General features: G+C 42.2%; 15 protein-coding genes. 4 read left to right on the top strand and 11 right to left on the bottom strand.

Going from position 1 to position 22,597, the window contains the following annotated elements:
* Window positions 1–50 precede the first annotated feature (50 nt).
* Complete coding sequence (gene dcuC / locus NSP_RS12550; RefSeq protein ID WP_006197318.1) at window positions 51–1,361, bottom strand: C4-dicarboxylate transporter DcuC; 1,311 nt, start codon at window positions 1,359–1,361, stop codon at window positions 51–53.
* 313 nt (window positions 1,362–1,674) lie between these two features.
* Here dcuC and NSP_RS12545 point away from each other — a divergent pair, with 313 nt between their 5' ends.
* Both NSP_RS12545 and NSP_RS12540 read left to right on the top strand, forming a co-directional pair.
* Window positions 1,675–2,874 carry a M20 metallopeptidase family protein gene (locus NSP_RS12545; RefSeq protein ID WP_006197319.1) on the top strand — a complete coding sequence of 400 codons (1,200 nt, stop codon included), beginning with the start codon at window positions 1,675–1,677 and terminating at the stop codon, window positions 2,872–2,874.
* Window positions 2,875–3,317: 443 nt separating this feature from the next.
* A complete protein-coding gene (locus tag NSP_RS12540; RefSeq protein ID WP_006197320.1) occupies window positions 3,318–5,198 on the top strand; it encodes an ABC transporter ATP-binding protein in 1,881 nt (626 codons plus the stop codon).
* 105 nt (window positions 5,199–5,303) lie between these two features.
* Here the strand turns inward: NSP_RS12540 and NSP_RS12535 are convergent, their stop codons facing one another.
* The 7 genes from NSP_RS12535 to NSP_RS12505 all read right to left on the bottom strand — a co-directional run bounded on the left by NSP_RS12535 (window position 5,304) and on the right by NSP_RS12505 (window position 11,189).
* Window positions 5,304–6,281, bottom strand: coding sequence for a sucrase ferredoxin (locus NSP_RS12535; protein WP_017804114.1), 978 nt, complete (start codon window positions 6,279–6,281; stop codon window positions 5,304–5,306).
* A gap of 346 nt (window positions 6,282–6,627) precedes the next feature.
* On the bottom strand, window positions 6,628–6,945 hold the full coding sequence (locus NSP_RS12530; RefSeq protein ID WP_006195731.1) for a hypothetical protein: 318 nt from the start codon (window positions 6,943–6,945) through the stop codon (window positions 6,628–6,630).
* Window positions 6,946–7,552: 607 nt separating this feature from the next.
* On the bottom strand, window positions 7,553–7,738 hold the full coding sequence (locus NSP_RS12525; RefSeq protein WP_006195732.1) for a hypothetical protein: 186 nt from the start codon (window positions 7,736–7,738) through the stop codon (window positions 7,553–7,555).
* Window positions 7,739–8,116: a hypothetical protein gene (locus NSP_RS12520; protein WP_006195733.1), complete on the bottom strand. Its 378-nt coding sequence runs from the start codon at window positions 8,114–8,116 to the stop codon at window positions 7,739–7,741.
* A 27-nt stretch (window positions 8,117–8,143) separates the two neighbouring features.
* Complete coding sequence (locus NSP_RS12515; protein WP_006195734.1) at window positions 8,144–8,767, bottom strand: exopolysaccharide biosynthesis protein; 624 nt, start codon at window positions 8,765–8,767, stop codon at window positions 8,144–8,146.
* A gap of 824 nt (window positions 8,768–9,591) precedes the next feature.
* On the bottom strand, window positions 9,592–10,518 hold the full coding sequence (murQ, locus tag NSP_RS12510; RefSeq protein ID WP_006195735.1) for an N-acetylmuramic acid 6-phosphate etherase: 927 nt from the start codon (window positions 10,516–10,518) through the stop codon (window positions 9,592–9,594).
* A 221-nt stretch (window positions 10,519–10,739) separates the two neighbouring features.
* Window positions 10,740–11,189: a DUF3110 domain-containing protein gene (locus tag NSP_RS12505; RefSeq protein WP_006195737.1), complete on the bottom strand. Its 450-nt coding sequence runs from the start codon at window positions 11,187–11,189 to the stop codon at window positions 10,740–10,742.
* Between the two features lie 287 nt (window positions 11,190–11,476).
* Here NSP_RS12505 and NSP_RS12500 point away from each other — a divergent pair, with 287 nt between their 5' ends.
* Window positions 11,477–17,164, top strand: a complete 5,688-nt coding sequence (locus tag NSP_RS12500; protein ID WP_006195738.1) for a translocation/assembly module TamB domain-containing protein — start codon at window positions 11,477–11,479, stop codon at window positions 17,162–17,164.
* Between the two features lie 333 nt (window positions 17,165–17,497).
* On the opposite strand, the gene NSP_RS12495 is transcribed toward NSP_RS12500, so the two are convergent.
* A complete protein-coding gene (locus NSP_RS12495; protein WP_006195739.1) occupies window positions 17,498–18,583 on the bottom strand; it encodes an aromatic ring-hydroxylating dioxygenase subunit alpha in 1,086 nt (361 codons plus the stop codon).
* A 347-nt stretch (window positions 18,584–18,930) separates the two neighbouring features.
* Between NSP_RS12495 and NSP_RS12490 the strand changes: the two genes are divergently transcribed.
* Window positions 18,931–19,341 (top strand): heavy metal-responsive transcriptional regulator, encoded by a 411-nt coding sequence (locus tag NSP_RS12490; RefSeq protein ID WP_006195740.1) that lies wholly within the window; start codon window positions 18,931–18,933, stop codon window positions 19,339–19,341.
* A gap of 48 nt (window positions 19,342–19,389) precedes the next feature.
* Here NSP_RS12490 and NSP_RS12485 read toward each other — a convergent pair whose 3' ends face one another.
* Together NSP_RS12485 and ftsH are read right to left on the bottom strand one after the other, a co-directional pair.
* A complete protein-coding gene (locus tag NSP_RS12485) occupies window positions 19,390–20,088 on the bottom strand; it encodes a BON domain-containing protein (protein WP_006195741.1) in 699 nt (232 codons plus the stop codon).
* A 404-nt stretch (window positions 20,089–20,492) separates the two neighbouring features.
* Window positions 20,493–22,361: an ATP-dependent zinc metalloprotease FtsH gene (gene ftsH / locus NSP_RS12480; RefSeq protein WP_006195742.1), complete on the bottom strand. Its 1,869-nt coding sequence runs from the start codon at window positions 22,359–22,361 to the stop codon at window positions 20,493–20,495.
* Window positions 22,362–22,597 lie beyond the last annotated feature (236 nt).

The following is a 22,597-nucleotide window of genomic DNA, read 5'->3' as shown; positions in this document are numbered from 1 at the left end:
ATTTTGCTACCTGATTCACAATCTCTATATAACAGTAAATCACATGATACTTAAACCCAGTTACATAATGTTGCTACAATTACTGCTGCCAACCCAGCTAAAAGCGGTAATACCACGCATTTGACCAAATTTAGAGGTGGTTGCTTAGATATCGTAGCGCTCATAATTACAACGGCGGCTACTGGACTCAAGGTGCGTCCTAACTGTGCTGCTACTGCTGCTAGTGCGCCAATTTTTACAGGATCTAAATTCATCGTTGTAGCTACTGGTACTAGTACATTCATCACTGCTATGGCAGGCGCACTTCCAGAGCCTGTTACTCCTGCTAGGGTAAAAGGTAAAATCAAACTGGTAATCTTGACTGCAACTGGACGGTTTGCTAGCGCATTTCTCAGAACTTCTATCAATCCATTGGCTTTGATACCGTCAGTGAAAATGGTGGCTACAATGATGATGGAAATGATGTTGGCATAAGCAAAACCTGCACCTTCAAAAAATGCTGCTACCAAACCGCCTGACTCTTTGGGAGTAGTTAATCCTGCGGCTGTAACTGCAATTAACATGGCAGCAGCGATAGAAACACTATTATTAGAAAACTCCTTGGGAAGCTGTACCAAGGCAGGAATGATAAATAGCAATGCTAATGGTAGTAGTGGCACTAGTGCTTTAATCAGATTCAGATGAAATGGTTTGCCTGACTGTGCAACATCTGAATCAACTTTAGTTATTTCTGGTGATAGTAATACCGCCTTCTGAGATAAAATTACAGCTAGGATGCAAAATACAATTAGCGTGGTGATGCTTGCCAAAAGGTTAATAGGTAATACCTGTGCTACTAGTTTTGCTACTGGTTGTCCTGTGAGTTCTGCTAGTTTGACAATCTCTACTGCGCCTGGGTTGAATAACTCGCCTCCCATTGAAGAACCGAGCAATAACAGCGAACCTGCTATGACTGGCGTGATATTAACAGCCAGTAGTAAAGGTAATAATACAGTTCCTACGATTGCTGCCGTGCTTGACTGACTGACAATCGCCATATTGACGATGTAAGCCGCAATAATTCCTCCTGGAATTAACAACCATCTTCCATGACGCAAGGGAGCCAGTAATAGATGTGTGAGGTGGCGATCGCACTCTGTTAGTCTTAATACATAGGCAAACCCCATTGCTGTACAAATCGGCACAACCGTCTTTTCATTTGTCATTTGTTGAGTAATGGTGACAAAAAGTTGAGGTAACTTACCTGCAATTAAAAACAAACCCGTTGCAGATAACCCTAAACTCAGGCGCACATCAACACGCTTGAACATGAAGATCATGGCAATCAAAATAATTACCAACGGTGCAAAAGTTGAAAGCATCTTTGGTTCCTAAAGTAAATTTTTCAGCTATCCGCTATAAATTACTACACTCTGTTTTTTCAGACTTATGCAAAATCCTCAATCTCTGTAGACTCATTAGTGCATAACTTCTCATCAAAATGGGTGACAACCTTATAGCGTTTCCTAATCTAGTGAGGTACGTATTCATCTGTGTTCATCTGTGTAGCCTACGGCAAGCCGCTAACGCGTCTACATCTGTCTGTGGTCGAATAATTCTTGTAGTACCTATTTAGTTGGGAATCGCTATATAGAAAGTCAAAAAATTCATCTAACCAAATGAAGGATAAAACTGATGGAAAATAACCTATTCCAATTGCGACCTGAAATTCAAGCATTGCAACCAAGCTTAGTAGACTGGCGACGCAAATTTCACCAACGACCTGAACTGGGTTTCCAAGAACAACTCACTGCTCTTTTCGTTTCACAGAAGTTGCAAGAATGGGGCATTGAACATGAAACTGGTATCGCCCAAACTGGTATTGTTGCGACAATTTACGGAAAAAACACCACAAAAAAATCGCAGACAAAACCAAAAGTGCTGGCAATTCGGGCTGATATGGATGCTTTACCTATCCATGAAGAGAATGATGTGCCTTATCGTTCTCTTCACCCAGGAGTAATGCACGCTTGCGGTCATGACGGACATACGGCAATATTACTTGGTCTAGCTCATTACCTTTCTCAACATCGAGAATTTACTGGAATGGTGAAACTCATCTTCCAACCAGCTGAGGAGGGTTTGGGTGGTGCTAAAGCAATGATTGAGGCTGGGGTATTAAAAGATGTGGACGGAATTATTGGTCTACACATTTGGAACAACTTGCCACTTGGTACAGTAGGTGTTCGTAGTGGTGCATTGATGGCGGCTTCCGAGAGTTTTAACTGCAAAATTTTCGGTAAGGGAGGACACGGTGGATTACCCCACCAAACTGTTGATGCGATTATAGTTGCTACCAATACCATCAATCTTTTACAAACAATTGTGGCTCGCAATGTTGATCCACTAGAGTCTGTGGTAATAACTGTTGGTCAACTTCATAGTGGGACAAAACGCAATGTTATCGCCTCTACTGCTGAGTTCAGTGGTACTGTACGTTATTTCAATCCCGATTTATCAAATTTTCTGCAAAAGCGTATTGAGCAAGTGATTGCTGGAGTTTGCCAAATCTACGAGGCTAGTTATGAATTTGACTATCTGCACATCTCGCCTCCTGTTATTAATGATGCAGTTTTTGCAGAAATAGTTCGTTCTGCTGCTTTATCTGCAATTGAAATTCCCCAAAGGGTTGTCTCTGACTGCCAAACGATGGCAGGTGAAGATATGGCTTTATATCTCCAAGAAGTATCAGGCTGCTATTTCTTTTTAGGTTCTGCGAATTTGCAACAAGGGTTGTCTTATTCTCACCATCATCCTCAATTCGACTTTGATGAAACTGTTCTAGGGATAGGGGTTGAGATATTTCTTCGCTGCATAGAAACTTTTTACGGATAATTTAGGAACAAAATTTTAGGTAAGCTGTTGAGCATTCAACTTGCACAATTTGGACGGGCAAGATGCCCATCCCACAAGAGTTGTATTTAAATATTTTGTGCAAAATCAGGTTTTTTCAGCTTATATGCTGGGGTTAATTATTTGGGCATTTTGAGAACAGTCCCAATCTTTGGGAGAGTAACCATCAATGCCATAAGCGAAAACCAAGGTTTTATGTATATGTTGCCAAAAAACCCTTCCCTACGGGACGCTACGCGGTAAGCGCAGCTATGCCGTAGGCTTTACGGCATAGCTCTGGGTAAAAGATTTGGGTCTTGGGAATCAGGACTCCTGCCCACAGAGGGAATCTCAGACCAATAGAACTATGGATGGAGGCTATTCCTGATCAATTGGGAAGCTCCGTCGGTCTATAGGTTGGGGTAGTTCACTATAATGCTCTTATTATGAGCAGCTACCAATCTTTAGACAAATCCGACACAGATAACCGCGCGAATAACAGTGACTGGCGGTTATTTTTACGACTATTGCCTTATGCCCGTCGCAGTGGACGACTGTTGACACTGGCACTAGTACTACTTATACCAATCGCATTAGCCAACGCTGTCCAACCACTGCTAATTGGACAGGTTATTTCTTTGATTCGCAATGAACCCAGTACCTATGAGTTTCTGAGGAATCGCCCCTTATGGCAAGGGTTAAATATCCTGCAAGTATTAATCCTAACTGCCATTGTGATCCGACTGCTATTAACTGGTGTTCAGGGTTATCTATTACAGAAACTAGGGCAGAAAATCACCGCAGCCATTCGCCAGGATTTATTTCATCATGTGACATCTTTAGCCGTGCGTTTCTTTGACCGCACACCCATAGGTAAAATAATTACTAAACTCACCAGCGATGTGGAAGTATTGGGAGATGTCTTTTCCACTGGGGCGATCGGCATTGTGTCCAATGTGTTGACAATGCTGGTAATCATCGGTATAATGCTTTCGATTGAATGGAAGCTCGCTTGCTTGCTGCTGGTGATGCTGTTGCCAATTACCTGGTTGATTATTTACTTTCAGCAACAATATCGCAAAGCCAATTACAAAGCACGGGAAGAACTTTCGGCTTTAAATTCCCAGTTACAAGAAAATGTAGTTGGTATTAATGTCGTGCAGTTGTTCCGACGAGAAAGATTTAATGCTAACTTGTTTCGCCAAGCCAACCAACGCTACACCCAGCAAGTAGATCAAACTATTCTTTATGATTCGGCTGTTTCAGCCACTTTGGAATGGATCGGACTAATTGCGATCGCTGGAGTACTTTTACTAGGTGCTTGGTTACTTTTAGATCAAACCCTCACCTTCGGTGTATTAGCAGCATTCATTTTATACGCCCAGCGATTATTTGATCCTTTAAGGGATTTTGCCGAAAAATTCACCGTCATTCAAGCCGGTTTTACTTCCATTGAACGCATTACCGACATTTTGGATGAACCCATAGAAATCCGCGACGGTAGTAATCCGCGATTTTCCATATTTGATTCTAGTCTCAGCTATATAGACGAGATCACTACTAATATGGAATCCCAGGAGTTCAATCCTACCCCCGAATTGGGAGAAATTCGGTTTGAACACGTCTGGTTTGCCTACAAAGACGATGATTATGTCATTAAAGACTTAGATTTCGTGATTCATCCTGGTGAAAAAGTAGCCTTAGTAGGTCCCACCGGTGCGGGAAAAAGTTCGATTATTCGGCTTTTGTGCCGTCTTTATGAACCCAGCAAAGGACGCATTTTAGTAGATGGTGTAGATATCCGGGAGTTACCACAGTCCGATTTACGGCGCTATATGGCAGTAATTTTGCAAGAAGGCTTTTTGTTTGCTGGTGATGTTAAAAGCAATATCACTTTAGGCGACTATTACACCCTTGAGGAAATTCAACAAGCTGCTATTAAAACAAATGTGGCTGAGTTTATTGAAAATTTACCCCAAGGCTATGATACTCAACTGCGGCAACGTGGTACAAATATGTCTAGTGGTCAAAAGCAACTTTTAGCCTTTGCTCGTGCAGCAATTCGCAACCCGCAAATTTTGGTGCTGGATGAAGCTACTGCTAGTTTAGATGTCAGTACAGAAACTTTAGTGCAAGAGGCATTAAACCAACTTTTAGTCAAACGTACTGCCATTATTATTGCTCACCGCCTGTCCACAATTCGCAATGTCAATCGAATTTTTGTATTGAAACGAGGTGAATTAATAGAACAAGGTAGCCATGATGAATTGATACAACAACAGGGACTCTATGCTACTTTACATAATTTGCAAATGTTGGGTTCTTGAATCTAGATTTTTTTAACCCAGAGGGGCGCATTCGCCTAGCGGCTTGTTTTGTCATCCATGTTGGGTAGATAGCAACCTCCGGGATGATTTTTGTCAACCAACTTTTTAATTACTGCAAGTTGGAACTTTATGACAGACAAGCCCGATACTATCTACAGCATATTTGACAAATACAGATTTTTCTTCGGCATTACAAGAACCTTTTATTTGTAATGTCTTTGTTTTGTCTTGGACGAGTTTTGCTTGGTAAATAGACAAAGAACCACAGGGTTCTTCAAAACTTAACTCGGCGAGTATTGTATTGTTATCTAAACTTTGCTGAATTATTTTTCCCGCGACTTTGTTATTAAACCAATTCCATCCGTAGCGCAGCATAAGTTCTCTTTCTAATATTTGCACCGGAGTTGGTAGAATTCCCCAGCCTCTGTATACTTTCCTGAGAGATTGTATATCACCTGTACGGGTTAAAATTGACCGAAATGATTCTTGATTGAGAACACCATAATATCTGCCCTCTGGTAAATCTATTGCTGTTGGTGCAAATCTATGTCCACCAAAATGAGTGGATTTCCAAATACGGACATTATCCAATTGCAAATCAGCAATAGTATCGCTCGCTTGGAAATAAAAAGGATTTCCATATCTAGCACAACACTGATCATGGCTACCGTGGGTACATACTAAAATATCTCTGGTAATATTTGTATCTATTTCATAATCTGGTATTTTACCCCATAAACATTTTTTGACTACCCCCGCTACTTGTTCAATGTGTGGTAACTTGAACTCATATTTTTGGTATCCATGACTCAGCCCCTCTTTTTTTTGATAAATCAACAGGGTGGTGTAGTCTACTTTGTGTGAATAATTATTAGCAATTAAGAGAAATCTGACGGATAATTTAGCCCGGCGGACTTCTTCTACTAAAACCTGTAAATTATTTGGTACCCATTTAGATTGAAAAGCATCGTATGTCCAGGGTTGAGGACATTCAACCAAAATATATGTTTCGTAATTTGTCGCACTACTAATAATATCTTCTCCTACTTCTCGTGCATGGTCAGAACAAAAAAAAGTATTCATCGAAATTTACTCATTAGTGAATTTTATGGACAATTGGCTCTGAGAACAGGCTAATGTAATTTTGGCTACGATACTTCAACCCTAAGAAATAAACGAGAATAATCTGCATTTACTAGCCAAAAGCAGGTAGCCACTTTATAACATCATTTTCAATAAACGTCTTTCTGATTAATAAAATCTCCAGATTAGATTTCACTGACCGAAAAATTTTAGATTTTGGATTTTAGATTTTGGATTGGGAATTTTCGGTACAAGCCCCGCCTCTTCAGGGCGGAATTAATCCAAAATACTCGCTGCGCTGCGTACGCTTCGCTAACGCCAATCTAAAATCCTCAAGCTCCACCCTTTAGGTTGGAGTAAATCCAAAATCCAAAATCGTAAATCCAAAATTGATTGGCCTCCAGAGAGATATTACAATCAGTTTAAATTTCGTTTTGTATTGTTTTTTATCCCGTGGGTCAAAAAAAGATAATTTTCCAAACTCAGTTTTTCTCAACTGACTAGCATCACAATACATAGCTAACCTGAAATTAACTAAGGCTCCAACAAGAGAAAATTCTGGTTTTTTCCGGTCATTTTCTCTGAAAACTACTCTGTTATTCCAATGGCTGTTCCAGGTTTCTATGACACTACTTACTTTTAATATATCAAAAAAGAAAATCATATTGCTAATAATTCTCAATTAATATAGAAAAAACAAAACATCAAGCTGAAAGCAAGGCTACTTTCGGCGGATGAATTTGCTCAGTATGTGCACTGAGAAAACAGCCTCAGTGTTGTTTGCGTTTCCCCAGCTGATTTTAACCTTTTATCTCATCTAAGCTAATAATAGTTAGATACATTCCAATATTTCTTAGACTAATAAATTGACTCTAACTGAATTAAATGGAAAATGCAAGTTTTTTTCATTTTTCTAACTTTGGTTAATTTTTATTTTTTTACAACCTCTGATTCAATTTTAGGTTAATTAACATGGAATTAAAGCAAAAGTTATGATTATAACTATTGAAAGTTTAAATCCTATATATAGGGTTGTTCCCAGATGAAGATATTTTATTGTTATAGCAGCAATCAGGGACTTTTCTTCAGTTGATTGAGACTAATCAGGACTTACGCAAAATTATGGAAAAACGAACCACGTTCGCGTAGCGTCTCCCTTTGGGAGAAGGACACGTTGGCGCTAGCCTCTCCCCTTCTCCCAAAGGGAGAGGCTAGCGCCAAGGGAGAAGGACAGGAAGTTAAGAAGGTTTCAGAGAGTTCTTGCGTAAGTCCTAACTAATATCTGAATTTTCGGTGAGTTTCCAGCGAAACAATCTTGGTAGCTGTGACACATTTAAGACATAATTACCACTCCATAGCAGGATTTCTAAAATTAACAAATTTTGTATCCACCAGAGTTGACTTCCAGAACCCAATAGTGTTAAACCTTCATACATCTGCCAGATGCGGTAAGGCACTTACAAGTAGGGAACCATTACCCAAACTACGTTGTGAAACTGTTTTAATGAGATGCTTTCCGAGAGTATTTGTAATCCTAACATGACAAAGTACCAAGCAAGTACTGATAATACAGAAGTGTAGCCCCACAATACACCCCATAAGACCATTACCGCCAAAGGTAGCAAGATTCCCAGTATTTGCACCGTGGTAAACCACAGTTTAAACCATTTTGGAAGCGGTTCGGGAATCTTGTAGGGTTTTGCGTGTTTCCACGCCCAACCCACAACTATAAAAAAACAGGTTGCGGATAGGAAAAACAGTAGGTTTTCCAGAAATAAGTGGAGGTTCATGTTTAAGGCAGTCATGGCAGTATTATCTACCTTTAATAATCTCATGCCATAGGCCTTTAGTCGTATTTTTGATTAACGACCCAGCCAAGTCTTAAGTAAATCCAGAAGACTAGAACCACCCCAAAACACTGCAATCAAAATTGAAATACTCGAAATTGCCGCTATCAGACAGATAACTAAACCGCCTAAGCTAATCGCACCATCATCTTCGAGCAAACCAAAGCTAGTCACGAAAACTCCTATGGCTGGGAGGGTATTGGTTCCCGGAATGGGAATAATCATAGAAATTCCCATCAAGGCGATCGCACTGCCAATGGTGACTTTACCTGGTAGAGTAGTACAAATATAGGACAAACGCGGCCGAGCGATCGCTTCAATTTTTTGCAACCAAGGATTTCCCGCCTTCAAAAGCTTCTGGACTGTTTCCAGTTTAATGGGATGATTGAGCATTCTTTGGGGTAGCCAGGGAATTTCTGCCCCGAAAATCAGCTGTACAGCCAACACAACTATCAAAGCACCGAAAGGCATCGAGTAACCAGGCGCAGGAACTGGTAAAGCTGAAGGAAGAGACAGAATCACCAGCAAAAACCCAAAAATTCGTTCCTTTGCTAACAGCAGAATCTCTGCCAAAGTAACTTTTGCGGTGCGTTCTTCGTCAAAAAAATAGCGTTGTAACTCGTGGGATAGTCTAGCCATTGATTCCGGAATCTTAGTACAATTTAGTCAAAGACAGGACTTACGCAAAATCATGAAAAAACGAACCACATTCGCGTAGCGTCTCCCCTTGGGAGAAGAACGCGTTGGCGCTAGCCTCTCCCCTTGGGAGAAGGACACGAAGGAAAGAGGGTTGCAGAGAGTTATTGCGTAAGTCCTAAAAGAATATACCTATTTTTATACAAACAATAAGTATTAACTATTAAATATCGAGCATTACCATGAGATTCACCATCACAACTAGCTAAATTGCTAATAAACTATACCAAAGAAAATTTTCATATCCGGTGAAATTTGGCATAATCAATTTATTATAAACTATTGCTATTAATTATGTTCATACTAATTGAATAACATTGAATAATCATATGGATATTTTTCCAATAATCAGTGTGAGCAATTAGTTTATTATTCACCCATAAGTAGGTAAATATATAATCAATAAAATTTCATAAATACTATTCAAAATATTCATCATAGCTAATAGTCAATTGGGCGTTGCTGAATCAAAGTATGAAATACAAAAATTACCTTTCTTTTTCTTTGTTCCTACTCTTCCCTTCCCTTCCCTACCCTTCCCTTCCCTTCGGGACGCTGCGCGAACGGGACGCTGCGCGATCGCCTAATGCGTGAGGCAAATTCATACAGGACTTACGCAAATTTATGAAAAAACGAACCACGAAGGACACAAAGGACACAAAGTCAAGAGGGTTTCAGAGAGTTCTTGCGTAAGTCCTATCATACTCGAAATCAGCAACGCCTAATTGATTGTTAGCCAATTAACCATGAGCGGCAATGAGCAATTCTCAAAGTTGTTTGTCGTTTTTATAACTAGCAACAGCTACCCGGAGATTACCTTGGTGTTGGGCGAGCAAGCGATCGCCTGCTTCTTTTTCTAAACCAGTCCAGTGCATCAGCAACGCCAGCTTCACCCACTTCCCACTACGTTCGAGTAAAAAACCAGCAGCTTCCCGACTTAAACCCGTTAAGTCTTGCAACATCTGTAAAGCGCGATCGCGTAACTTTTGATTTGTCACCGCCACATCCACCATACGATTACCGTAAACTTTGCCCAGCTTCACCATTACCCCAGTAGAAAGGATATTTAAAGCCAGCTTGGTGGCTGTACCAGCTTTTAAGCGAGTTGAACCAGCCAGGATTTCTGGGCCAGTTAATAAGCGAATATCAACATCAGCATCAAAACGCACTTGTTCTGTAGGTACACAAGCAATAAAAATAGTCCTAGCACCTCGTTGACGGGAGGCGTGGAGCGCTCCGTGGACAAAAGGAGTTGTGCCACCGGCAGTAATCCCGACTACCACATCTAGCTGAGTAATATGGCGTTGAGCGATCGCCGCCTCACCATCTGCGGTACTATCTTCTAAATCTTCAGAACTGCGTACCAATGCACCAGCCCCACCAGCAATAATCCCCTGTACCAACTCTGGGGATGTGCAGAAAGTAGGTGGACATTCAGCCGCGTCTAATACCCCTAACCTGCCACTTGTCCCCGCGCCAACATAAAATAAACGACCTCCCTGGCTCAAACGTTCTGCGGCCACATCAATTGCTTGAGCCAACTGAAGTTGAGCCGCCGCCACCGCCGCCACAGCTTTTTGGTCTTCGCGATTAAACAAATCCACCAACTCAACAGAACTAAGCTGGTCTAAGTTAAGACTATCAGCATTTACCTGCTCAGTTAAAAGATAGCCCCGTGACTGCAAATTTGACATGGTTTACTCTTAATATAAATAGAAATCTTTCTTTCCCCACTCCCCAGAAGAGGCAGGGGCGCACCGGGGAGTGAGAAATTACTTTAAACTTGCGGTTGCTTACTTAACAACCGTTCCTCTTCTCCCCTGCCCCCTGCCCCCCTGCCCCCGTTCCTCTTCCCCCCTGCACCCTGCCCCCTGCCCCCCTGCCTCTTCTCCCCACTCCCCATTCCCCATTCAGTTCACAATAAACCTTCTAATTTGCGCCGCATATTTTCTAATTCAGAATCAGACATTTCTGGTGCAGCTGGCGGTACTTGGTTAGAGCGGTAGCTATCCTCATCAGTATCCTCCTGTTTTTCAGCTTGCCAGTCAGTATTCTCCAAATTCATTTCCGGAGGTAAGATTAAATCGCTATTAGCCGGAACAATTTCCCATTCATAACCAGCACTTTCACAAAACTCCTTAATTTCCTCCGCATCGAGCATTTCCACCGTGGGAGTAGGGAAATCCTGAGCTTCCAATAACAAAGCAAAGCGGAGAGCGTCGTCTTCTGACTCGAACATCAAAATTTTATTGCGTACAGTCCCGGACTGCGAGGCTGCGGCATCACCCACCCGAATCGAGTGAATTCCCTCGTTTTCTGTGTGAGCATTGAAAATTAATACAAAAACACGCATGGGCGTAATCATCTATCCTTCTCTTTTGCGATCTACCTATATTATTAAAGTTTGAGACTGTGCATTTGGAAAACCCACAGCTACAACTTTCACTTTATTTAGATTTTTTCGCAGTATCAATATATTGAGTTAGCAAGCAGTAGCAAATTGAACTTTGGACAATTATTTACCCAATCATCTAAATAATTGCATATCCCCAAATCTAAAATAGGTTTGTATCCTGGAATAGGCATCAAAATAATATTTGTCAGTTACTGCTAGTAGCCAGCAAGCTACACCCAGCCATAAGCAAAATCATAATGACTAAATCTCCCAATACAGATCACCATTCCCATTCCTCCCCCAACAAGCGTTTGTGGTTGCTATTATTGAGTCGCGGTGGCATTGCTCTGGGCGTACTGATGCTAGTGACAATGGGCGGCGGTATTTGGCGCTTGTGGAGTTTTGTCCAAAATGAATTAACCCCCCTAGCAGCAAGCGGCCTCACGAACACACTCAACCGTCCGGTAAACTTGGGAGAAGTTACAGGCTTTTCCTTGAGAGGAGTAGAATTTGGGGCTTCAAGCATCCCCGCAACATCCACAGACCCAGACAGGGCAGTAGTTGATGCTGTAGAAGTGGGTTTTGATCCGTGGCAATTAATTTTTCAGCGTCAACTCAAGTTGGATGTCACTTTAGTTAATCCAGATATTTACATTGAACAAGATAATCAAGGGCGGTGGATTACTACGAAAATTGCCCCACAAGGTAAACAAGCCCTGATTAAAACTGATTTAGATAAACTCAGGTTTCGCAACGGTAAACTGGTATTGCTACGGCAAGTAGGCGATGAGGGAGTCATATCCTCTTCATCCACCATTCCCCCTGTAGCGTTTTCACAAGTCAACGGTACAGCCCAACTGCTCAAAGAAAACCAACTGATTAAGTTTCAAGTCAGGGGTGAAGCAGATAGTGGGGGTAATGTTGCTCTTCAAGGGGAGGTAATTCCTCAAACATTAGCAGCTAAATTACAACTGCGATCGCAAGATTTATTCGCGGCTCAAATTACCGACCTAATTAAGTTACCCTTCGACTTACAGGCGGGTAAAGTTAATGGCAACTTGCAGATTCAACTCACACCAAAACAGCCACCCCTATTATTTGGCAATGCTAACTTACAAGGGGTAACGCTGCAAATTCCCAACGTACCCCAGGCTTTTCTCAATACCCAAGGGGCAATTCGTTTCCAGGGAAGGGAAGTACAGCTAAATAATCTTGCTAGTAATTACGGCAAAATTCCTCTGGTGGCTACGGGAATCATTGACCCGACAACAGGCTATAAATTGGCAGGGCGTGTGAATGCTGTAAGTGTAGCCAATGCCCAAGGAAGTCTCAATATCACAGCCCCAGTACCTGTAACTGGGCAGTTAAAAGCTAACTTGCAAATGCTCGGCTCCATCACCAAACCAGTACTTTCAGGCTCAGTTGCGACTATTAAAACTGCTCAAATTGATCAAATTGATTTTAATAATATTAGTAGTAAATTTGAATTTGCTCCTCATGCTAATTTAATTACCTTGACAGATATTCAAGGCAAAGCCGCAGTGGGTGGCGAAATTACCGGTGTTGGTAAAATTAACCTGGGTAAAACTCCCCAATTAGATTTTAATTTCGCAGCGAAGAAGATTTCCGGAGATGCGTTAGCTAAAATTTACGAAACCATCCCCCCGATTCAAATCGGTACTGTTTCCGCCACAGCTCAATTAACTGGTGCGGCAAATAATGTGCAAACTGTGGTCAAATGGCAAGCCCCAGAAGCCACCTATGCTGGTACTGGTGAAACCGTCATCGCCGCAGACCGTAGCCTCACCTTCCGCAATGTGGCTTTGAATGTCGGCGGTGGGATGGTACGAGGTTCTGGTAGTTTTGCTCAAGGGCGTTGGCGAGCCGATACCCAAGCCTCTGGTGTCGGGTTAACACCTTTTGTAGACCCAAATCAACTGCAAAGTATTTCTTTGACAGGGGCAGAATTCAATGGTCGTCTCATCCTCGAAGGTAGCGCCGAACCATTTCAAATTGCCACCATTCGCAGTGAAGGCGCAGGAGTAAACATTGGTGGTGGGACAATTGCCGTTTCTCGTATCCAGTTGCAAGACAAAAACTTTTCGGCTCAACTGGTGGCTAATGGTGTGAGGCTAGGGCGGATCTTGAAAGCATCCCCGCCGGCTTTGGCTGGTTCCTTGGCGGGTACGTTTGAGGTAGCAGGGAACACAGAAAATTTTGGACTCAGCACTTTACGCGGCACTGGTGAAGCACGGCTGAATGTGGCAGGTGGAACTGTGACTGCTTCTAAGATCCAATTAGCTAATGGTCGATATCAAGCACAAGTGCAAGCCAATAATCTGGCTGTGCAGCAGTTGGCAGCAGTGCCAAAACAGTTTCAAGGCGCTTTAACTGGTCAATTTCAGGTCGCAGGGTCTGTGGAATCCTTCAGTCCAGAAGCTATCCAAGCCAGTGGTCAGGGACGGTTGAATATTGCCGGGGGAACCATTACAGCCTCTAATATCCAATTGGCTAACGGTCGATATCAAGGACAAGTTCAAACTAATAATCTCCCTTTGCAAGAGTTGGTAGCAGTCCCACGACAATTCCAGGGAGGGTTAACTGGTGAATTGAATGTGGCGGGGTCTGTTGAGTCCTTTAGTCCAGAAACTATCCAAGCCACTGGTCAAGGACGGTTGAATGTTGCGGGGGGGAGCATTACAGCCTCTAATATTCAACTGGCTAAAGGTCGCTATCAGGCTGTAGTTGATGCGGCGGGGGTGGAATTAAATCAGTTCAATGAGCAGTTACGGGGAAATTTTGGCGGTAAGTTGCAGGTGGCTGGTGTCTTGGGTTCTGCCAAATTAGCTGATGTGCGGGCGGCTGGACAAGTACAATTGTCTCAAGGTATCCCCGGTATTGAGCGACCGTTGAGTGCTGCATTGGCTTGGAATGGGGAAAAACTCGCTATTGAACAAGCTGTAGCCACTGGGTTAAATGTCAGTGGTGATATATTAACTAATGCTGCTAATAACGCAGGTATCCCGGAAATTACTCAGTTAAATCTCAACGTCCAAGCCCAGAATTACAACTTAGAACAGTTACCCATCAATTTGCCGAATCAGTTGGCTGTGGCGGGAAATGTGGATTTTGACGGACAAATCACTGGTAATCTGCCTTTGCCCAATGTCACTGGGAAAATCGGGTTACGGGATTTGGTTGTCCAAGATATTGCTTTTGAGCCTTTGTTAACTGGAAATATCCAGTCTGTACAGGGACAAGGTTTGAATTTAGATTTGACAGGGAATAGGGATGATCGCATTGCGTTGAAACTAGATGCCCAAAATCGCCCCCAATCTTTTATAGTCAAGCGCCAAGAAGCATTAGCGACAGGTGAAGCACAAGGGGATGATTTGGCGATCAAAGTCGCCAAGTTTCCTTTAAAAATTCTCAATTTGACACCACCGCCGAATTTGCGTCTAGGTGCTGGTGCGGTGGCTGGGCTGTTAAGTGGGGATGTGCTAATTAATCCGCAGACATTGGCAGCAAGGGGGAATTTAGCGATCGCCTCTCCAGAAATTGGCCGGATTACAGGCGATCGCTTGGCGGCTGAATTCCGCTACAGTGATGGTAAAGCCACACTCACCAACAGCGAATTTGTCAAAGGCGATAGTCGTTATACCTTTGCTGGCAATTTTGGTCAAACTCCCCAAGGGCAGCAACTACAGGGGAAATTAAATGTCAATCAGGGTAATATCCAAGATGTGCTGAAAGTAGCGCAAATATTTGAATTACCAGATTTTCAACGCGGTACAGAAGAGCCAACCTACGGCACAGCCACGGATCTAGCAACTAAATCTCGTGGATTACCTCAACAGCCTTTATTAACCCAACTCAAACGCTTTTATGAAATTGATGCACTGCAAGCGGCACAAGAACAACAACGGCGCGATTCTAATCCCATCCCAGATTTAGCAGACTTACAAGGGACTTTTAACGGGGAAATTGCTGTAGATACTGCCACAGCTAAGGGCTTATCAGTTCAATTTAATTTGAACGGTGAAAATTTTACCTGGGGTCAAGAAAAAGAACCCAATCGTTTCTATAGTTTGAAAAATATAGTTGCCCAAGGCAGGTTTGAAGATGGAATTTTGCAATTACGACCATTACGGATTGCTTTAGAAAATGGCAGTCTCGGCTTCACAGGTAACATTGGCGGTGATGATCAATCTGGTCAGTTGCAAGTTAGTAATTTTCCTATAGAGTTACTAAATAATTTTGTTAACCTCCCAGTTGCTATCTCCGGAAATCTCAGTGGTAAAGCCGTTTTAGCAGGTACTACTGCCAACCCCCAAAGCAAAGGGGATTTTAAAATTACAGAAGGAAGATTGAATCAGCAGCCAGTTGAGTCAGCCACAGCCAGTTTCAGTTATGCTGATGGGCGCTTAAACTTTGGCAGCACTGTCTCGGTTGTGGAAACGCAACCAGTGAATATTAATGGCAGTATCCCTTATCAGTTACCTTTTGCTTCTGTAGCACCAGAAAACGAGCAAATTAGCTTGGATATCCAGGTAGAAAATGAGGGATTAGCAATATTAAATCTCTTGACTAATCAGGTAGCCTTTGAGAAGGGAGAAGGAGAAGTAGACATTGAAGTGCGCGGAACCAGAGAAAAGCCGATAGTCAAGGGCATAGCCACCGTTAATAATGCTACCTTTACAGCCCAGGCTCTACCAGAAAAAATCAAAGATGTCACAGGGAAAGTTCTGTTTGATTTTGACCAGATTTTAGTAGAAAACCTGGAGGGTCGGTTTAGCCGAGGTAATGTAGTAGCATCTGGAGAAATTCCCATCTTTAACAACGGACAAGGAATTGAGAATCCCCTCACGGTTGCTGTTGATCAGCTAACTTTGAATCTTAAAGGCTTGTACCAAGGAGGCGCTAGTGGCAATTTACAGATTACAGGTTCTGCCCTGAATCCAGAAATTGGCGGTCAAGTGAATTTATTCGATGGTCAGGTTTTACTTGCAGATGCTCGAAACCCAGAGCCACCTGCCAATAGTAATGGCTTATCATCCTCTTTCCGAAACGTTACGCAAACAACAGCCAATAAGCAGATTCAACCTGATGGCGAGGATGCCTTAACTATGTTTAATAATTTAAATATAGAACTGGGTAAAAATGTAGAAGTCAATAATCCACCTATTTTGAGCTTTCGAGCTACAGGTAATCTCACAGTTAACGGTTCCTTTGCTCAACCAATACCCGATGGTACTATCAGGCTAGAGCAAGGTGGAGTGAATTTGTTTACGACACAGTTTAACCTAGCGCGTGGTTACAAACATACAGCCACCTTTAAAGCCAACCAACCCCGCGACCCCGAATTAGATGTGCGCTTAGTCGCTAAGGTACTAGACGTAATTCAGAGTAGTGATTTCACACGAGCAAATACTGCCGGTTTAGCGGCTTTAGAAAGTGTGCAGGTTGAAGCCAATCTCCAAGGTTTTGCCAGTCAAATCAATGAAAAACTGGAACTCACAAGCAGTCCATCTCGCTCGGAAACAGAAATTGTCGCTTTGTTGGGGGGTGGATTTGCCGGTGGTGAGGGAGGTGGAAATACCACTTTGGGACTGATTAACATTGCCAGTTCAGCTGTATTCAGCAACTTTCAGTCAGCCTTTAATCAGATTGGTAGTAGTTTTGGCTTAAGTGAACTACGTATATTTCCCACAATTGTTTCTGATAATCCGGAAGCGGGAAGGAGCAATTCCACCTTAGAATTGGCTGCTGAAGCGGGAATTGACGTTTCTCCCAAAGTTTCTATTTCCAGTATCAAAATTTTGACAGCAAATGATCCATTTCAGTGGGGTGTAAATTACCGCATCAACGACGAAATTCGTTTGCGTGCTTCCACAAATTTAGAAGATGACAGTCGGGCTGTAGTGGAGTTTCAACGGCGGTTTTAAAAAGATGCCAAATCAAGATTTCCTCACCCAGAAGGCAAAGAGAACAGAAAATTCCTATGAATTAGTGTTAATTTATACTATTTATAATTTGGATAGTCGTTATACTCATTTTTAGGTTCTACCTGGGAATTATGAAGTGGCTTTGCCACTTCATTTTTATTAGGACTTACGCAAGAACTCTCTGAAACCTTCTTAACTTCGTGTCCTTCTCCCAAGGGGAGAGGCTAGCGCCAACGTGTCCTTCTCCCAAAGGGAGACGCTACGCGAACGTGGTTCGTTTTTCCATAATTTTGCGTAAGTCCTGTTTATTTATCTTTTCTGAGCAAATGTCTATCAATCATTAGACTTTGTATCCTGCCATTTTTCGCGGGGTTCTTTCATCTCCACATTTTGCGATCGCGCTAACTGCCAACTCTTCAACATTAGGGGTTTTTGTCGTTCCAGATGATTGACAAACTGCATAATTGACTGGTCTGCCTTAATTGGGGTTTTCAAATCAAACTTAATGGTCTGCACAATCTTAATGTCATCCTGAATCAAATATTTACCCACAATTTTAGTCAGCCACAGCAGCACTCGATTATATAACCAACCAAAAATTCCCTGACGTTTCTTACTAATCAGTATTACCTGACCTTCAGATTGTCCCCCTTCCAGGAGGCGCACGGCAAACATAATGTGAACATGGAGGAAATCAGTCCCAATTGTCACGATGTTAGTGCTACCGTACCAATAGCAAATATTGCTCACAATATTTTTACCGAAGGGACGCATCAGCCGCAATAAAAATGAATTTCTACTAATAGGTGTAGTATTACTGAAGACAATAGCATTCTGATTGATTTCCTGTTTATCAAAATGAATTGCTGATGGTAGTTTGTGAACTGTATTAAAGTGTTGAGAGTCGATAGGATTAATCATCACCGCATTAGGGTGACAGTTCATCAAGAAATAATCACCAAAGGCAACATCACATTCTTTGTTTTCTAACTCCAGCACAAAGGGTAGGGGTTGCTTGGGTATCTCTCCAGTCCAAACCCAAATCATCCCATACTTTTCAGCCGTAGGCCAAGTTTTTAACTTGACAGTAATAGGCTCATCTAAACATGGGATATCAACACAGAATCCTTGAGCATCAAACTTCCAATGATGGAAAAAACAACGCAGTTCGTTACCTTCTACTTTACCTTCAGCCAGGTGAGCGCCCATATGCGGACAGTAGGCATCAACAATAACGACTCTTTTATCTTTACCACGGTAAATCGCTAATTCTTTCCCCAAAATTGTGACAGCCTTTACCTTCCCAACCCCTAGATGTTTTGATGGGATAACCCAGTACCATCCCTCAACAAAACGTTCAGGATTATTGAAAATTCTCGGTTTATGGATTGAGTTAACGTTCTGCAAATTAACATTCATTTTCAGAGTTTCACTTGAAGTGAAGCGGTTAATCTAGAATTAGCATGATCATCACCAAGAAACGGTTACTTTTATTACTGGGAAACATGGTTGCAGAACTAATTAATCAAAATCCCTAGATTTAACCATGAAGAGAACAGATGAAAATGTAATTTTTTTGTCAATTAAATAATTTTGGATTTCTACTCTTATTAACTCAGGAGAGAGATTTGCAAAATAAAAACTTAGTATAATCTCTAATTAGATCAAAATTTCCACTACTGATACTAGTATTTTGCTAACCTCTAAGATATGTTAGCTATTGAGGAAATATGTCATAATAACTACAAGAGTTGGGGAAGTCTGCCGTGTTAACTCAGGATAAAAAACTGTTTTTAATTGGTCAAGTCACAAATCTCAGTGGAATTCCGATCAGGACAATTCGCTATTACGAAAGTTTAGGTTTAGTAGAATCATCAGGACGCACAGAGGGAGGTTTTCGCCAATTCTCAATGGATGTGCTGACTCGGTTAGCTTTCATTAAAAGGGCGCAAAGTTTAGGGCTGAGTCTGGAGGAGATTCGAGATATTCTTCAAGTCTATGACCAAGGAAAACCCCCCTGTGGCGATATTAAAGACAAGTTAGAAGACAAACTTGCACAGATTGATAGCCAAATTGCTCAGTTACTGACTTTGCGCTCGGAAATTGGGGAATTACTGGCGGGATGGAACGATAAACCTGGTCAGCAAGAGGATACAATCTGCCCAATTATCCAGTAAAAATGCTGAGTGCCGCTATACCCCCAGGGCTTGACAGCACTCAGCACGTTATTCTTCAGTTAAAAATTCTTGTTCCTCTAGGTAACGAATAGCTAATCCATCAACTACCTTAATCACTCCTTTAGTGTAGGTGGCGGCGTTATGTGCGGCTCTCCATGCTGCCCAATTAGGAACAAATCCTGTGAGGGTGACTCTGCCATTTTCGACTACAACATTGACATCTTCAGCTTCTACAAAGGTATTATGCTCTAAGGCGTTCTCAATGCTTCTGGCAATTTCCTCATCTTCAGGTTTCTTCGTAGGCACAACTGCTAGTTCATTGATAATATCAATTACCCCGGTAAGCCCATAACCTATATCTTCTACCTGAAATTTCTTCCAATAAGCGTCTACTGTACCTCTTAAGGTCAGCAAGCCGCCCATGACGCTCACATCAATTTTGTTAGCATCAATATCTGTATCCCAAGTGAGAGCATTTGCTACATTTGAGGCGATTTCATCATCTATGGGAACAGGAATTGAGTCAGGATACTGGACTTGTAAGTGATTAATTACCTCAATAATACCCTCTATTTCTTTAGTATCTTGTTCTGCTATAGTTTTGGCTCGATAGCTAGGTACTGTTCCCCTCAAGGTAACTTTGGCATCATCAACAGTTACACCAACATTTGCTGCATTCACCCGGTCATCCCAGTGAAGTTTATCTACAACTTTAGCTTGCAGTTGTTCGTCTGTCGCTACAGTCATAATTACACCTGTTTGGTTGTTTTTATCTCATCTGTGCAGGAACGATAATATCAGGTTCTGATGTTGAGTTATGTTTTCCACAGTCATTGCACTGCATATCTTATGCCTCGTATGCAGCAGGGAAGACCAGACTAAACCTAACTACATCTGGGTGAGTTTTACAGGAATTACACAACAATTAATATATAATTGTGGACTATTTTACTATTAATTATATTTTGCTTTCCTCTTTCTTGAGAGGTGAGTCTGAAACTCTGATTTATATACTCGCGAAGGATGATGTTTTTAATTTAGAGGTTATGGCAAAAGTTAATTCAATTTTGTTGATGTTTGATCAAAATTGATCTCACATACACCACAAACGAATAAATTTCAGCCCGCGTGGGCGAGCTGAGTTTGTTTGGTTAATGAGATACAGCTAGTGTTTCATCAGTCACCTGGGTATATTCTGTGACGATTTCGCGGAATCGTTCTCCTTCAATGGTTTCTTCGTCTGCTAATAAATCGACTAAATACTCCAAAGCAGCACGGTTGTCTTCCAACAGTTTTTTGGCTTCTAGGTAGCAATTGTTGATAATTTCGCGGACTTGGGAATCAATTTTGGCGGCAATTCTTTCGGAATATTCTGGTTTATTCATCCAGTCGCGTCCCAAAAATACTTCGCTATTCTGAGTTTCTAAGGACAATAGTCCTAAATCAGACATCCCGAACCGTGTTACCATTTGCCGTGCCATGTTGGTAACGTGTTGCAAATCATTACTAGCACCTGTTGTGACTTCTGGCTGACCGAAAACGATTTCTTCGGCGGCGCGACCACCCAATGTAGAGGTAATTTTGGCTCTGATTTGAGAACGGGAAATTAAACCTTGTTCTTCGTTGGGTGTAAACCAAGTTAAACCGAGTGCTTGACCCCGTGGAATCAATGTCACTTTCTGCACTGGGTCATGGTCTTTGAGTAATGTGCCAATTAAGGCGTGTCCGACTTCATGGTAGGCAATCAAGCGCTTGTTCTTGCTATCTACTAAGGCTGTGCCTTCCATACCGGCTACGACTCGATCTATGGCATGATCGATTTCGAGGATGGTAATTGCTTCTTTGCGTCTTCTGGCTGTGAGAATTGCGGCTTCGTTGAGTAGGTTGGCTAAGTCTGCACCTGTAAAACCTGGGGTTCGCCGTGCGATCGCCTCTAAAGATACACTAGAGTCAAGTTTCTTATTGCGTGCGTGGACTGACAGAATTTCGGCTCGTCCTTTGAGGTCTGGAGCATCGACCATCACTTGTCTGTCAAAGCGTCCTGGTCTGAGCAATGCGGAATCTAAGACATCTGGGCGGTTAGTGGCTGCAATAATAATAATCCCTGTATTACCTTCAAAACCATCCATTTCGGTGAGCAGTTGGTTGAGAGTTTGTTCTCTCTCGTCGTTACCGCCACCGATACCAGTCCCACGTTGTCGTCCCACTGCATCGATTTCATCGATAAAGATTAAGCATGGGGCGCTGTCTTTGGCTTTTTTAAACAAATCGCGCACACGGGATGCTCCCACACCCACAAACATTTCGACAAATTCTGAGCCGGAAATGCTAAAGAAGGGGACACCGGCTTCCCCGGCGATCGCTTTTGCAAGTAAAGTTTTACCAGTCCCTGGAGGTCCAATTAATAAAACTCCTTTGGGAATACGCGCGCCTACAGCCGTAAATCTTTCTGGCTGCTTCAAGAAGGTAACGACTTCTCCTAGTTCTTCTTTCGCTTCTTCCACCCCGGCTACATCGTCAAACTTCACACCCGTTTTGGCCTCCATTTGAAAACGAGCGCGAGATTTACCAAAGTTCATCGCTTGGTTAGAAGCATTGGTAGAGCGTCGCAGGAATAATAACATTAACGCTACCAGTGGTAAAATCCACATGAGGTTAATTAACAACCCCACCGCCACAGTAGCGTTAGCAGAGGAAACCTGACCAAAATCAACGTCTTGTTGTATAAGGGTGTTAATTAACTCAGTGTTTTGTTTTAAAAGCCTGACTTCTATTGGTGGTGCATCTGGCTCTTGTCCCTTGAGATAAACCTTGGCTATCTGTTGAGTTTCATCAAGCTCTACTTTTTTTACTTTCCCTTGCTTAGATTTACTGAGTAACTCACCATAACTTAGGGTTTGGCGCTCTGCTTTTTGCGCCAAGGCGGGAGTACCCATAAAAATACCCGGCAACATGAGTAAACTGGCTGCTAGAGCTGCTGTACGCTGTTTTATCAATGCCTTTTTCCCGAAATTTTGCATAATAATTACCTTTTGTCTAGTAGCATCAGCTGAGGGCTGATTTTATGCCTATTCTTCTAGCAAAAATTGCCATAACTGGAAATCACTATTTTCTCATCTAGTCTAACTTCTAGACAAAGCTATTCCCCAGTTTCTCTGGTTTGCTATGGCATTTTTGACTTTTAGTGATAAAAAATACAACTACAGCTACTTGACAGCGATCGCCACCCATTCTCACAATGTAAATTGACGATAAA

This window comes from Nodularia spumigena CCY9414 (assembly GCF_000340565.2).
GTDB classification, from domain to species: domain Bacteria; phylum Cyanobacteriota; class Cyanobacteriia; order Cyanobacteriales; family Nostocaceae; genus Nodularia; species Nodularia spumigena.
The sequence above is the reverse complement of the archived record's forward strand: the minus strand, read 5'-3'. Positions and strand labels throughout refer to the sequence as shown.